The sequence below is a fragment of the Roseateles sp. GW821-FHT09G09 genome (assembly GCF_059415965.1).
In genome coordinates this window covers 17752-31189 of the sequence record NZ_JBWKOG010000008.1, presented here as the reverse complement: position 1 = coordinate 31189, position 13438 = coordinate 17752, and the positions used below count along the sequence as shown (strand labels likewise).

Below are 13438 nucleotides of genomic sequence, written 5' to 3'. Positions count from 1 at the left end.
GGGATCCCTGCGAACGGCGCTGGCCTCGCGGTCAGCGCCGTTTTGCTTTTCCGGCAGGGCGCGGACCGGACATCGCGGGCATCGCGGGCACCAGCGCGCGTTTCACCGCATCGATGAAGTCCTGCGTCAGCGCATGGGCGGCGCGATGCAGCGGCCACAAGGCCTGGATGCGGAAGGGCACCGACACCGAGAACGGCCGCAGGTGCAGATCCGGTCCGGCGCACGCCCGCGCGGTCAACGGATTCACGAGCGCGATGCCCAGGTTTTTCTGAACCAGCGCGCAGACCGCGATCGCGCTGTGTGTCTCCAATTGCAGACGCCGCCGCACGCCGGCACTTGCAAAGATGGCGTCGAACTGGCGGCGGTAGGGATCCTCGGCCGACAGGCTCACGAAGCGCTCGCCCTCGAAGTCCTGCGGCGTGAGCACCGCGCGTTCCAGCAAGCGGTGGCCGGCGGGGAGGACGCAGACCTCGTCGAGTTCGGCCAGCGTTTCGCTGCGCGTTCCGGGCACGGTGGCGGAGACCTCGCTCAGGCCGATGTCGAAGCGCTGCGCGGCCATCCATTCCTCCAGCAGGGGCGACTCCTGCGGCGTCAGCGTCAGCTCCGCCTGCGGGTGCCGGGCCAGCCAGTCGGCGCTGGCATCGGGCAGCAGCGCGTGTGCCAGCGCCGGCAGCGTGAGAACACGCAGACGTTCGTCCTCGGCGCGCCCCAGCGACTGGGCGCGGGCGACCACCTGGTCCAGTCCCTGGTAGGCGCGCTGGACTTCCTCGAACAGCGCCATCGCCCGCGCCGTCGGCCGCAGCCGTCCCGCCGTGCGCTCGAACAGCGCGTAGCCAAGCAGCGATTCCATCCGCGCCAGTTCCCGGCTGACCGTCGGCTGGGAGGTGAACAGCAATTGCGCGGCACCGGTCACGCTGCCGGCGGTCATGACGGCGCGGAAGACCTCGATGTGGCGGTGCGTGATCGGCAGGGACATCGCGGAAGGATATCAGTGCATATCAAAAGTGAATCCAGTGGGAAAAACAAAGCATTTGATTGAATGAAGCGCCAGAGGGATGCTTGCCGCAGTTCCGATCTGCCGATCTGCCGATCTGCATCCATCCGAAGGATTCCCCCCCATGCCGCAAGCCCTGACCCCCGCCCGCGAACAGCAACTCCAGGCGCTCACCGCCAAGTACGGCACCCCGCTGTGGGTGTACGACGCTGCCCTCATCCGCGAGCGCATCGCCGCGCTCGCTGGGTTCGACACGGTCCGTTTCGCCCAGAAGGCGTGTTCCAACACCCACATCCTGCGGCTGATGCGGGAGCGGGGGGTGAAGGTCGACTCGGTGTCGCGCGGCGAGCTGTTGCGCGCCTTCGCCGCCGGCTTCACCGTCGGCACCGGCGCGGACGCCGTCCATTCGGACATCGTCTTCACCGCCGACCTGCTGGATCGCGAGACGCTCAAGACGGTCGTCGAGCACCGCGTGCCGGTGAACGCCGGTTCGATCGACATGCTGGAGCAGCTCGGCGACGTCTCGCCCGGCCACCCGGTGTGGCTGCGCCTGAATCCCGGCTTCGGCCACGGCCACAGCAACAAGACCAACACCGGCGGCGAACACAGCAAGCACGGCATCTGGCACGAGCAACTGGCGGACGCGCTGGCCGTCATCGGGCGCCGCGGGCTGACGCTGATCGGGCTGCACATGCACATCGGCTCGGGCGTGGACTACGACCACCTCGGACGCGTCAGCGGCGCGATGGTCGACCTGGTCCGGACGGTGAAGGCGCAGGGCCTGGACCTGCAGGCGATCTCGGCCGGCGGCGGCTTGTCCATCCCCTACCAGGCGGGGGGCGAGCCCATCGACACGGCCCACTACTTCAGCCTGTGGGATGCCGCCCGCAAGGAAGCGGAACGGGTGGTCGGGCACGACCTGGCCCTGGAGATCGAACCGGGGCGCTACCTGGTGGCGGAATCCGGCGTGCTGCTGGCCGAGGTGCGCGCGGTCAAGGCGCAGGGGCGGCAGCACTTCCTGCTCGTCGACGCCGGCTTCAATGAACTGATGCGGCCGGCGATGTACGGCAGCTTCCATGCGATGAGCCTGATTCCTGCGGACGCGGCGGACGGCCAGCGTCGGCCGATCCAGGAGACCGTGGTGGCCGGTCCGCTGTGCGAATCCGGCGACGTGTTCACCCAGGCTGAAGGCGGCGTCGTGCTCGCGCGGAAATTGCCGCAAGCCAAGGTCGGCGACCTGCTGGTCATCCACGACACCGGCGCGTACGGCGCGTCCATGTCCAGCAACTACAACAGCCGGCCGCTGATCGCCGAGGTGCTGGTCGACGGCTCCGCGGACCGGCTGATCCGTCGCCGCCAGACCGTCGAGGAATTGCTGGCGCTGGAAGCCGTTTGAACGCGGTCTGGTGGGGTGGGCAGCCGTTTTGGTGGCCATTTGGCGGCCATCTGGCCGCCATTTGACGGCGATATGACGTTTTTGCTATCGCACAAGCTATTTTTGATAGTCTGGCTCAATAGACTGAGCCAATAGGCCGCATTGGGGAATTCAAACCCGCCGATAGCCGCCGCCCCCTATCATTCTTCCCATCCCATCAACCCCAGACAGCGAGAACGAAGCAATGTCCCTGATCAACACCCAAGTCCAACCCTTCAAGGCCCAGGCGTTCCACAACGGCAAGTTCATCGAGGTCACTGAAGAGTCGCTCAAGGGCAAGTGGTCCGTGCTGATCTTCATGCCGGCCGCCTTCACTTTCAACTGCCCGACGGAAGTCGAGGACGCGGCGGACAACTACGGCGAGTTCCAGAAGCTGGGCGCCGAGGTCTACATCGTCACGACCGACACGCACTTCTCGCACAAGGTGTGGCACGAGACCTCGCCGGCCGTCGGCAAGGCCAAGTTCCCGCTGGTCGGCGACCCGACCCACGCGTTGACGAACGCCTTCGGCGTGCACATCCCGGAAGAAGGCCTGGCGCTGCGCGGCACCTTCGTGATCAATCCGGACGGCGTCATCAAGACCCTGGAAGTGCATGACAACGCGATCGCCCGCGACGTCAAGGAAACGCTGCGCAAGCTGAAGGCTGCCCAGTACGTCGCCAAGAACCCGGGCCAGGTCTGCCCGGCCAAGTGGAACGAAGGCGACAAGACCATCGCCCCGTCGCTGGACCTGGTCGGCAAGATCTGAGGATCTCGCCCGCGGGTGCGGGAGACCCCTCTCCGGAGGGTCTCCGGCCCGACCGGTGATCCGGATGAGGACCTTCCTCTCCCCCTCACTGCAGAAGCACCGCGCGTGGACCGTTCCGGTCCGCGGGCGCGTGTGTGGCCGCCCCTTTGATCTGACAGGGAGGCCGGTTCTCGAAGTCGCTTGAAAAAACTGAAAGGAAGCAACGATGTTGGACGACAACCTGAAGGCGCAGCTCAAGGCCTACCTGGAGCGGGTCACGCTGCCGTTCGAGATCGAAGCCTCGTTGAACGACTCCGAGAGCGCCGCAGAGCTCAAGCAGCTGCTGCAGGACATCGCCGCGATGTCCGACAAGATCACGCTGAACCTGGACGGCAACGATGCGCGCAAGCCGTCGTTCAGCCTGAAGCGCACGGGTACGGAACAGAGCCTGCGCTTCGCCGCGATCCCGCTGGGCCATGAATTCACCTCGCTGGTGCTGGCCCTGCTGTGGACCGGCGGCCATCCCCCGAAGGTGGAGCAGTCCACCATCGACCAGATCAAGGGCCTGGACGGGGACTACCTCTTCGAGGTCTACATGTCCCTGACCTGCCACAACTGCCCGGACGTCGTGCAGGCGCTGTCGCTGATGTCGGTGCTGAACCCGCGCGTCAAGACGGTGGTGGTGGACGGCGCGTTGTTCCAGGACGAGGTCAATGCCCGCGAGATCATGGCCGTGCCCACGATCTACCTGAACGGCCAGGAATTCGGCTCGGGCCGCATGACCGTGGAAGAGATCGCCGCCAAGCTGGACACCGGCGCGGCGGAGAAGGACGCGGCCAAGCTGTCGGCCAAGGATCCGTACGACGTGCTGATCGTCGGCGGCGGTCCCGCCGGCGCGGCGGCGGCTGTTTATGCCGCTCGCAAGGGCATCCGCACCGGCATCGCGGCCGAACGCTTCGGCGGCCAGGTCAACGACACGCTGGCGATCGAGAACTACATCTCCGTGCTGTCGACCGACGGTCCGAAGTTCTCGATGGCGCTGGAGTCGCACGTCAAGGATTACGGCGTCGACGTCATGAACCTGCAGCGTGCGGATGCGCTGATTCCGGCCGCGACGCCGGGTGGGCTGGTCGAGCTGAAGCTGGCCAACGGCGGCTCGCTCAAGAGCAAGACGGTGATCATCTCGACCGGCGCGCGCTGGAGGAACGTCAACGTCCCCGGCGAGCAGGAATACAAGAACAAGGGCGTGGCCTACTGCCCGCACTGTGACGGTCCGCTGTTCAAGGGCAAGCGCGTGGCGGTGATCGGCGGCGGCAACTCCGGCGTCGAGGCGGCGATCGACCTGGCCGGGATCGTGTCGCATGTGACGCTGCTGGAATTCGGCGATCAGCTGCGCGCTGACGCGGTGCTGGTGAAGAAGCTGGAGAGCCTGCCGAACGTCGTGATCCTGAAGCAGGCGCAGACCAGCGAGTTCACCGGCACGGCCGGCAAGCTCGACGGGCTGAACTACATCGATCGCGCGACCGGCGAGAGCAAGCGCGTCGAGGTCGAAGGCGTGTTCGTGCAGATCGGCCTGGTGCCCAACACCGAATGGCTGCGCGGCACGATCGAGCTGTCCAAGCACGGCGAGATCATCGTCGACGCGAAGGGGCAGACCTCGGTGCCGGGCGTGTTCGCCGCGGGTGACGCGACGACCGTGCCGTTCAAGCAGATCATCATCGCGGCCGGCGACGGCGCGAAGGCGGCGTTGAGCGCCTTTGATCACATCATTCGGAACTGATCGCAGTTCAACTCACCTGATTGACGCCCCAAAAGGGGCGTCAGTCGTTTGGGGCTGGCTTCCTGCATCGACCGCTGGCCCTCACCCCCGCCCTCTCCCGCAAGCGGGAGAGGGAGTGAGAATGCACCGAGCCATTCGGAGCAGGAGCACTGGGGTGGCCCCCTCTCCCGCTTGCGGGAGAGGGCAGGGGTGAGGGCCAGCGGCCGTGGCTCACCGCCGACTGCGCCAAAGGCTCTCCGCGCTGTAGACCGCGAGCGCCGACCAGATGAGCACGAAGCCGACGAGCCGCGCGCCGGCAAGCGGCTCGTGATACAGCCACACCCCGAGCAGGAACTGGATCGTCGGGGACAGGTATTGCACGAGGCCCAGCGTCGTCAGCGTGATGCGGCGCGCGCCGGCGGCGAACAGCAGCAGCGGCACCGCCGTCAGCGGTCCGGCGAGCAGCAGCCAGGCGATGTGGCCGGCGTCGCCGGTCGCGAACGCGCTGGTGCCCTGGCTCGTCCACCAGCACAACGCGACGGCCGCGAAGGGCGAGAGGATCAGCGTCTCCAGCGTCAGCCCTTCGAGCGCGCCCAGATGCGCCGTCTTGCGCATCAGGCCGTAGATCCCGAAGCTCAGCGCCAGCACCAGCGCGATCCACGGCAGCCGTCCGGCAGTCACCGTCAGCCAGATCACGCCGGCCGCGGCGAGCCCGATCGCCAGCCACTGCACCGGCCGCAGCCGCTCGCGCAGGAACACGAAGCCCAGCATCACGTTGACCAGCGGGTTGATGAAATACCCCAGGCTGGCCTCGACGACGTGGCCCTGCTGCACCGCCCACACGTAGACCAGCCAGTTGGTCGAGAGCAGCAGCGCGGACACCGCGCAAGTGCCCAGCAACTTCGGCGAGCGCAGCACCGGCCCGAGCCACGCCCAGCGGCGCAGCACCGTCAGCACGATGGCGACGAAGACCATCGACCACAGCGTCCGGTGCGCGATGACTTCGAACGCGCTGACGTCGCTCAGGCGCTTGAAGTACAGCGGGAACAGGCCCCACGCGATGTAGGCCAGCGCGGCGTAGAGCATGCCGGTGCGGGCGTGAGAGGCGTCGGCGGCGGTCGAGGTGTCGTTGGTCATGGGTTCTGCAAGCGCGAGGGCCCGCGATTCTGCTCTTTTCAGGTGGCCCGCTTCGTCGCAGGATGGACACCATGGCCCACGTCGAATTCACGTCGCAACTGCATCGCTACGTCGATACCCCCCAACTGGACTGCGACGCCGCCACCTTGGGGGAGGCGCTGACGCGCGCCTTCGACTGCAATCCGCGCTTGCGCGGCTACATCCTGGACGAGCAGGGTCACCTGCGCACGCATGTCGCCGTGTTCATCGACGGCCACCGCGCGCGGGATCGACAGGCGCTCAGCGATCCGCTGACTTCGCAGTCCAAGGTCTACGTGCTGCAGGCGCTGTCGGGCGGCTGAACGTCGACGACGCCCGTCGATCTCCCGCCAATCCCGTGTCGAGAACCGCGACGTTCGAACGTCGTGAGCAGTGACGCCAGCCATCGCAAGGAGACGCCGATGACCACCACCGCCTGGGCCGCGACCCGCAAGGGCCTGTTCGAACTTCGAAACGATTCCGCCGACGGCGGATGGTCGATCGGGCGACACAGCTTCGTGGGCGACCCCATCAGCATGGTGCTGCCCGCGCCGGCGGGAGGTGGCCGGATGTTCGCCGCGCTCAATCTGGGGCACTTCGGCGCCAAGCTGCAGGCGTCGGACGATGGCGGCGTGACATGGCGCGAGCTCTCCGCCCCCGCGTTTCCCGAGCAGCCGGCGGGCGCGGAAGGTCCGCCCTGGAAGCTCCAGCAGATCTGGGCGCTGGAACGCGGCGGCGACGGGCGGCTCTGGGCCGGGACCATTCCCGGCGGACTCTTCGTCAGCGACGACCAGGGGGAGACCTGGCAGCTCGTCGACACGCTCTGGGACAAGCCCGAGCGCCTGGGCTGGTTCGGCGGCGGCTACGACGCGCCGGGCATCCATTCGATCAATGTCGATCCGCGCGACCCGAAGCGGCTGCTGCTCGGCATCTCCTGCGGCGGTGCCTGGCGCAGCGAGGACGGCGGCGCGACCTGGCACATCAGCGCCAAGGGCATGCGCGCCGACTTCCTGCCGCCGGAGCAGCAGGGCGAGGAGAACACCCAGGACCCGCACCGCATCGTCGCCAGCGCGGCCGATCCGGACGTGCTCTGGTGCCAGCACCACAACGGCGTCTGGCGCTCGGTCGACGGCGGCGCGCACTGGGGCGAGATCAAGCCGCCGCTGTCGGGCTTCGGCTTCGCCGTGGCCGCGCATGCGGGCGATCCGGAGACCGCGTGGTTCGTCCCCGGCGTCAAGGACGAGAAGCGCCTGCCCGTCGACGGCGCGCTGGTGGTGAATCGCACGCGCGACGGCGGCAGGACCTTCGAGACCCTGCGCAACGGCCTGCCGCAGGCGCATTGCTACGACCTCGTCTATCGCCACGGCCTGGCCGCGCACGACGACGGCCGACGCCTGCTGATGGGCAGCACGACCGGCAACCTGTGGGCGACCGACGATGCCGGCGACCGCTGGTCGCTCGTATCCGGGCACCTGCCGCCGATCTACGCCGTCCGGTTCAACTGAATCCTTGCTCCCGCTCCCGCTCCCGCTTGCGGGAGGGCAGCGCCGTTCTTACTCCCTCTCCCGCTTGCGGGAGAGGGTGGGGGTGAGGGCCAGCGGCGGTGGCCGTGCCGCGACGCCACTCAGAGGAATTGCTCCCACTCCGGTCCGGGCGCCGCTTCGAGTTCCATCGCCGCTCCGGTGATCGGATGCGCCAGGGTCAGTCGTTGCGCGTGCAGCCACAGACGCTGCAGGCCGAAGTGCGCCGCCAGGGCGCGGTTGAGCGGCCCCTTGCCGTGGTTGGCATCCCCGACGATCGGATGCGCGAGGTGCTTCAGATGCCGGCGGATCTGGTGGCGTCGTCCCTGCACCGGCTCGCAGGCGAGCAGCGCGAGTCGCGTCGTCGGGAAGCGGGGATCGGTCGTGACCGGCACCTCGTGCCGGCGCAGGCAGGACCACGCGGTCTGCGCTTCCAGATGCGGCTGGCCGGCGGACGGCAGTTCCGGGTCGCGGGCGAGCGGGTGGTCGATCACGCCGGCATCGGCGGCGGGCCAGCCGCGCACCAGCGCCAGATAGCGCTTGTGCGTGCGGCGTTCCGCGAGCGCATGGCCGAGCAGGCTGGCGACCTCGGCGCTCAGCGCGAACACGAGCACGCCCGAGGTGCCGCGGTCCAGGCGATGCGCCGGCCAGACGGGCCGGCCAAGCTGGTCGCGCAGACGTTGCAGCGCGGCATCTTCCTCGTGCGCGTCGATCGCGGTGCGATGGACCAGGAGTCCCGCGGGTTTGTCGATCACCGCGAGGTGGTCATCCAGATGAAGGAGGGACAGGGCAGATGTCATCGCTGAAGGGGACGGTGTGCGCACGCCTGGAGCGCTTTTTGCCCTCTTTTCCCCGTTTCGGGGGAGCGGACAGTCACAGGATGGTTCGCCAGAATCCTGTCATGCGGCCTGCCCATCATCGCAGCAGGCCAGAGCGCCATCGATGTCGGTGGCGGGATCCCCCCGGTCCGCAGCCCCCGGTCGTTGTTGCAGCAGGAGTTCGCCATGCCTCAGGAGTTTCACATCGGTCACCGGTCCTTCCTGGACCGCGTCGTCCTGGTCTTGGGCAGGGTGGTGCGTCGCACGCCGGCCGTGCGGCTGGTCAGTCGATCTGGCCGTCCAGGTACAGCCACACCCCGCGCTCCCGCACGAACCGGCTGAGCTCGTGCATGCGGTGCGCGCGTCCGCCCACCTTGCTGCGCGCGATGAACTCCACTTGCTCGTGGTCCGCGTCCTGGCGCGTGTGCCGGCGCACCTCCAGGCCCAACCACTTCAGGTCCTGCGCCCCCCGATCGAGCGATGCCGGCCGGGTGCCCGGATGCCAGGTCGCGAGCAGGTAGTCGATCAGGTCCATCGTGTAGGCGGTGTACCGGGAGCGCATCAACGCCTGGGCGTCCCCGGCGACGAGCGCGCCGTCTTCGGCGAAGGCACGGTGCAAGGCGCCGCAGCACGACGCATACGAACCGCCACTGCCGCAGGCGCACAAGCTCGCGTCTGAACCCGCGCGATTCGTCTTGCCGACCGCGCTGTTCGCCGCGGTCTTGGATTTTTCTGGCTTCATGGGGCCGGCATCATGCCAGCGTCTCTAGAATGGCTGGATGAATTCCCAGGATTTTGGCGACGAGCGCCCGACCCCGCCGCAAGAGGACCTGTTCACGCCGCGCGCGCCGCGCGGTCTGCTGGACAACCTCAACCCCGAGCAGTACGCCGCGGTGACGCTGGGGCAGGAGCCCGCGCTGATCCTGGCCGGCGCCGGCTCCGGCAAGACGCGCGTGCTCACCACGCGCATCGCCTGGCTGATGAGCCAGGGCCACGCGACGCCGGCTTCCGTGCTGGCGGTGACCTTCACCAACAAGGCCGCCAAGGAGATGGTCACGCGCCTCTCCGCCATGCTGCCGGTGAACGTGCGCGGCATGTGGATCGGGACCTTCCACGGCCTGTGCAACCGCTTCCTGCGCGCGCACTGGAAACTGGCCGGCCTGCCGCAAGGTTTCCAGATCCTGGATTCGGGCGACACGGTCTCCGCCGTCAAGCGCGTCATCAAGGCCATGAAGCTCGACGAGGAACGCTTCGTTCCCAAGCAGGTCTCCTGGTACATCGCCGGCGCGAAAGAGGACGGCATGCGTCCCAAGGACATCGACCTGCGCGACGAGCAGACGCGCAAGCTGGTCGAGATCTACCAGGCCTACCAGGACCAGTGCGAACGCGAAGGCGTCGTCGACTTCGCCGAGCTGATGCTGCGCTCGTTCGAGCTGATGCGCGACAACCAGGCGGTGCGCGAGCACTACCAGCGCCGCTTCCAGTACGTGCTGGTCGACGAGTTCCAGGACACCAACAAGCTGCAGTACGCGTGGCTGAAGATGTTCGCGCCGCCGGGGCGCGGGCAGGGCGTGTTCGCGGTCGGCGACGACGACCAGAGCATCTACGCGTTCCGCGGCGCGCGGGTGGGCAACATGGCCGACTTCGAGCGCGAGTACCGCGTGCGCCAGGTCGTGAAGCTGGAGCAGAACTATCGCAGCTTCGGCAACATCCTGGACGCGGCCAACGCGCTGATCAGCAACAACAGCCATCGCCTGGGCAAGAACCTGCGCACCGAGGCCGGTCCCGGCGAGCCGGTGCGCGTGCACGAGGCCAGCAGCGACTTCGCCGAGGCGCAATGGCTGCTCGAGGAGGCGCAGGCGCTGCACCGCCAGGGCCTGGCGCGCAAGGAGATCGCGGTGCTCTACCGGAGCAACGCGCAGTCGCGGGTGATCGAGTCGGCGCTGTTCAACGCCGGCATCCCGTACCGCGTGTACGGCGGCCTGCGCTTCTTCGAGCGCGCCGAGGTGAAACACGCGCTGGCCTACCTGCGCCTGATCGAGAACCCCAACGACGACACCAGCTTCCTGCGCGTCGTCAACTTCCCGGCGCGCGGCATCGGCGCGCGGACCATCGAGCAGCTGCAGGACGCGGCGCGTCCGAGCGGGCGCTCGCTGGTGCAGAGCATCGGCGCGGTCGGCGGCCGCGGCGGCGCGAGCCTGGCGGGCTTCGTCGGCCTGGTCGACGCGATGCGCGAGGCCACGGCCGGATTGACGCTGCGCGAGATCATCGAGCACATCATCGAGCACTCCGGCCTGACCGCGTTCTATCGCGCGGAGAAGGAAGGCGAGGACCGGCTGGAGAACCTGGGCGAACTCGTGAACGCCGCCGAGGCCTTCGTGACGCAGGAGGGGTTCGGCAAGGACGCGGTGGCGCTGCCGGTGGACGAGCACTCGCCCGGCGCGATCGCCGACGGACTGCCGGCGGCGGTCGCGCCGGCCGCGCCGGCGACGCCGGATGCGGAGACCGGCGAGATCATGTCGCCGCTGGCGGCCTTCCTGACGCACGCCTCGCTCGAGGCCGGCGACAACCAGGCGCAGGCCGGGCAGGACGCGATCCAGCTGATGACGGTGCACTCGGCCAAGGGCCTGGAGTTCGACGCGGTGTTCATCACCGGCCTGGAAGAGGGCCTGTTCCCGCACGAGAACTCGCTGTCCGACTCCGACGGGCTGGAGGAGGAGCGCCGGCTGATGTACGTCGCGATCACGCGGGCGCGCCAGCGGCTCTACATCAGCTTCTGTCAGACGCGGATGCTGCACGGCCAGACCCGCTACAACATCAAGAGCCGCTTCATGGAGGAGCTCCCCGAGGAGACGCTGAAGTGGCTGACGCCGCGCAACCAGGGCTTCGGCTCGGGCTTCGCGAAGGACTACCAGCAGGCCTGGCAGCGCGGCTCGGGACTGAAGTCGATGGTGGGCGCGGGTCGATTCAATCCGGGCGGTCTCCCGCAGGCGTCGGTACCCAAGGCGATGACGCAGTCGGCGGCCGAGAAGACCGGCAACGAGCACGGCGGCCTGCGCGTCGGCAAGGGCGTGTTCCACAACAAGTTCGGCGAGGGCGTGCTGCTCACGCTGGAAGGCAGCGGGCCGGACGCGCGCGCGCAGGTCAACTTCGGCCGGCACGGCACGAAGTGGCTGGCGCTCAGCGTCGCCAAGCTGACCCCGATCGATTGAGCGGATATCGTACGGAGCACGCGGTGACGCGCGCCTCCGGGCGCAGAATGGGCGCTGGGCGATAAAGATTCCAGCAAACAGGAATCACGATTGCCCGGGAGGGAGATCCGACGAAGACGTCTTGATTCTGGAATCTCCATGCGCACTGTTGTACCGATCGATCCGCCCGACGACCCGATGGTCGAGGACGCCCTGGCGCTGGGCGCCGCTGTCCGCGCCGCCCGCACCACCGCCCGGCTGCCGCTGGTCGAGGCCGCCGAGGCGCTGGGCATGTCGCGCCAGACGCTGATCAACATCGAGACGGGCCAGGGCGGCGTGAGCCTGTCCACCGTGCTCAAGGCGGCGAGGGCGCTCGGCGTGAGTCTCTTCGCCGTGCCGTCGCAGCAGCGCGAGGTCGTCAGACGCGCGATCCGCACCGCGCGCGACTCGAAGTTCTCCGACCTGGACGATGCATGAACGGTGTGGAGGTCTGGCTCGACGAGCATGAGGTCGGCTGGCTGAAGCCGACGGACGCCGCGTCTGGCGGCGCGGGTGCACCGCGCAGGTTCGCGCTGGCCTATCTCGAACGATGGACGTCGGAGGTGCTGGCTTTTCCGCTGGCGCCCTCCGTGCCGATGCCGCCACGCGGCGGACCGGGCAGCGAGTCCGCGACGGACGCGGTGCTCGCGTTCTTCGACCATCTGCTGCCCATCGGCGATGCCCGGCGGCGGATCTTCGCCGCGTCGGGCTTGCAGGCCGAGGACGGCTACGGCGCGCTGCGCCTGATGGGCCGGGATCTGGGCGGCGCCGTCCGGCTGATCGCGGACGGACTTCAAAGGCCCGCCGGTCCGGTGCAGCGCGCGATCGCGCGTGATGAGCTGTCGGAGCGCCTCCGCCATCGCGATGCGACGCCCTTCGCGGTGTGGGACGGTCAGGTGCGCGGCGCGCTTGGCGGGACGCGGGACAAGCTCGCGGTCTATGTCGAGCGGGACGGCGGATGGCACCTCGTCGACGGGCCGCAGATGGCCTCGACCCACGTGTTGAAGCCGGCGTCCGGCGTTGGCGGATCCCCCGATCAGCCCTTCGACGAATTCTTCTGCATGCGGCTGGCCGCGCGCGTGGGCCTGGACGTCGCGCCGGTGCAGCTGCATCGCGTGCCGGAGCCGGTGCTGCTGGTCGAGCGCTTCGACCGGCAACGGCTCGAGGACGGCCGCGTGCGGCGCCTGCACGCGATCAACGCCTGCCAGGCGCTGGGCGTGCCGACGGCCGATCAGGACGCGGTCACGCACGCGCAGCTGTTCTCGCTGCTCGCGCACAGCCCCACGCCGCTGGTCGACACCCGCGCGCTGCTGCGTTGGACGATGTTCCGTCAGCTCATCGGCCGCGAGGGCGCGGGCGCGAAGGACCTGTCCTTCTTCGTCGACCACGGCGGTCTGCGCGTGGCGCCGGCACATGGATTCGGCAGCGGGAGGGGGAGCGGAAGCGGCGAGCGGCCCGCGTTCGATGCGCAGGCGTGGGCCGACTTCGCACGCGACTGCGACATCGCGCCCCGCAGCGTCACGCTGGAATTGAAACGCCTGTGCGAGCTGGTGCGCGCACAGGCGGAAGTGTTGGCCGGTGAACTCGCAGGCGAAGTGCCACAGCCGGTGATCGAGCGCCTGCTCGAACGCTTCCTCGGCGAGAGCGACCGCCAGGCCGCGCTGGCTTCGGAGATCTCGAAGTAGCGGCCCTCGAAGAGTCCTGCCATCGCCTGGCGCGGGCTCTCCACGACTCGGGGGGCGTCCCGTCCGGGAACCCCCCGAATCATTCCGGCCCCAGTGAGACCGGGGTCGTCGGGAC

Annotated in this window: 12 protein-coding genes; 8 read left to right on the top strand and 4 right to left on the bottom strand. The window is 68.6% G+C overall.

Translation table 11 applies throughout. From position 1 onward, the window contains the following. Positions 1-31 precede the first annotated feature (31 nt). Positions 32-976, bottom strand: a complete 945-nt coding sequence (locus AC07O8_RS21070; protein ID WP_495049891.1) for a LysR family transcriptional regulator — start codon at positions 974-976, stop codon at positions 32-34. A 142-nt stretch (positions 977-1118) separates the two neighbouring features. On the opposite strand from AC07O8_RS21070, the gene lysA reads away from it, so the two are divergent. From lysA to ahpF, 3 genes are all read left to right on the top strand, one after another. Continuing rightward, positions 1119-2390 (top strand): diaminopimelate decarboxylase, encoded by a 1272-nt coding sequence (gene lysA, locus AC07O8_RS21065; protein ID WP_495049890.1) that lies wholly within the window; start codon positions 1119-1121, stop codon positions 2388-2390. Positions 2391-2613: 223 nt separating this feature from the next. Continuing rightward, positions 2614-3177 (top strand): alkyl hydroperoxide reductase subunit C, encoded by a 564-nt coding sequence (gene ahpC / locus AC07O8_RS21060; RefSeq protein WP_067283909.1) that lies wholly within the window; start codon positions 2614-2616, stop codon positions 3175-3177. 205 nt (positions 3178-3382) lie between these two features. Next, positions 3383-4936: an alkyl hydroperoxide reductase subunit F gene (gene ahpF / locus AC07O8_RS21055; RefSeq protein WP_495049889.1), complete on the top strand. Its 1554-nt coding sequence runs from the start codon at positions 3383-3385 to the stop codon at positions 4934-4936. A gap of 210 nt (positions 4937-5146) precedes the next feature. Here the strand turns inward: ahpF and rarD are convergent, their stop codons facing one another. Next, positions 5147-6052, bottom strand: coding sequence for an EamA family transporter RarD (gene rarD, locus AC07O8_RS21050; RefSeq protein ID WP_495049888.1), 906 nt, complete (start codon positions 6050-6052; stop codon positions 5147-5149). 71 nt (positions 6053-6123) lie between these two features. On the opposite strand from rarD, the gene AC07O8_RS21045 reads away from it, so the two are divergent. Both AC07O8_RS21045 and AC07O8_RS21040 read left to right on the top strand, forming a co-directional pair. After that, positions 6124-6393: a ubiquitin family protein gene (locus AC07O8_RS21045; RefSeq protein WP_495049887.1), complete on the top strand. Its 270-nt coding sequence runs from the start codon at positions 6124-6126 to the stop codon at positions 6391-6393. A 99-nt stretch (positions 6394-6492) separates the two neighbouring features. Continuing rightward, entirely contained in the window at positions 6493-7575 is a 1083-nt protein-coding gene (locus AC07O8_RS21040) for a WD40/YVTN/BNR-like repeat-containing protein (protein WP_495049886.1), read from the top strand. A 119-nt stretch (positions 7576-7694) separates the two neighbouring features. Here the strand turns inward: AC07O8_RS21040 and AC07O8_RS21035 are convergent, their stop codons facing one another. Further along, positions 7695-8390: a pseudouridine synthase gene (locus AC07O8_RS21035; RefSeq protein WP_495049885.1), complete on the bottom strand. Its 696-nt coding sequence runs from the start codon at positions 8388-8390 to the stop codon at positions 7695-7697. 301 nt (positions 8391-8691) lie between these two features. Further along, entirely contained in the window at positions 8692-9150 is a 459-nt protein-coding gene (locus AC07O8_RS21030) for a YchJ family protein (protein WP_495049884.1), read from the bottom strand. 37 nt (positions 9151-9187) lie between these two features. On the opposite strand from AC07O8_RS21030, the gene AC07O8_RS21025 reads away from it, so the two are divergent. The 3 genes from AC07O8_RS21025 to AC07O8_RS21015 all read left to right on the top strand — a co-directional run bounded on the left by AC07O8_RS21025 (position 9188) and on the right by AC07O8_RS21015 (position 13323). Beyond that, positions 9188-11620 (top strand): UvrD-helicase domain-containing protein, encoded by a 2433-nt coding sequence (locus AC07O8_RS21025; RefSeq protein WP_495049883.1) that lies wholly within the window; start codon positions 9188-9190, stop codon positions 11618-11620. 138 nt (positions 11621-11758) lie between these two features. Further along, on the top strand, positions 11759-12076 hold the full coding sequence (locus tag AC07O8_RS21020) for a helix-turn-helix transcriptional regulator (RefSeq protein ID WP_088408724.1): 318 nt from the start codon (positions 11759-11761) through the stop codon (positions 12074-12076). Next, entirely contained in the window at positions 12073-13323 is a 1251-nt protein-coding gene (locus tag AC07O8_RS21015; protein WP_495049882.1) for a HipA domain-containing protein, read from the top strand. The genes AC07O8_RS21020 and AC07O8_RS21015 overlap by 4 nt, the downstream gene beginning before the upstream one ends. Positions 13324-13438 lie beyond the last annotated feature (115 nt).

Excerpts from the sequence above, each read along its gene's own strand:
- AC07O8_RS21035 (WP_495049885.1), bottom strand. The coding sequence starts at position 8,390 with ATGACATCTGCCCTGTCCCTCCTTCATCTGGATGACCACCTCGCGGTG.
- AC07O8_RS21030 (WP_495049884.1), bottom strand. The coding sequence starts at position 9,150 with ATGAAGCCAGAAAAATCCAAGACCGCGGCGAACAGCGCGGTCGGCAAG.
- AC07O8_RS21045 (WP_495049887.1), top strand. The coding sequence starts at position 6,124 with ATGGCCCACGTCGAATTCACGTCGCAACTGCATCGCTACGTCGATACC.
- AC07O8_RS21015 (WP_495049882.1), top strand. The coding sequence starts at position 12,073 with ATGAACGGTGTGGAGGTCTGGCTCGACGAGCATGAGGTCGGCTGGCTG.
- AC07O8_RS21040 (WP_495049886.1), top strand. The coding sequence starts at position 6,493 with ATGACCACCACCGCCTGGGCCGCGACCCGCAAGGGCCTGTTCGAACTT.
- rarD (WP_495049888.1), bottom strand. The coding sequence starts at position 6,052 with ATGACCAACGACACCTCGACCGCCGCCGACGCCTCTCACGCCCGCACC.
- AC07O8_RS21025 (WP_495049883.1), top strand. The coding sequence starts at position 9,188 with ATGAATTCCCAGGATTTTGGCGACGAGCGCCCGACCCCGCCGCAAGAG.
- AC07O8_RS21070 (WP_495049891.1), bottom strand. The coding sequence starts at position 976 with ATGTCCCTGCCGATCACGCACCGCCACATCGAGGTCTTCCGCGCCGTC.
- ahpF (WP_495049889.1), top strand. The coding sequence starts at position 3,383 with ATGTTGGACGACAACCTGAAGGCGCAGCTCAAGGCCTACCTGGAGCGG.
- AC07O8_RS21020 (WP_088408724.1), top strand. The coding sequence starts at position 11,759 with ATGCGCACTGTTGTACCGATCGATCCGCCCGACGACCCGATGGTCGAG.
- ahpC (WP_067283909.1), top strand. The coding sequence starts at position 2,614 with ATGTCCCTGATCAACACCCAAGTCCAACCCTTCAAGGCCCAGGCGTTC.
- lysA (WP_495049890.1), top strand. The coding sequence starts at position 1,119 with ATGCCGCAAGCCCTGACCCCCGCCCGCGAACAGCAACTCCAGGCGCTC.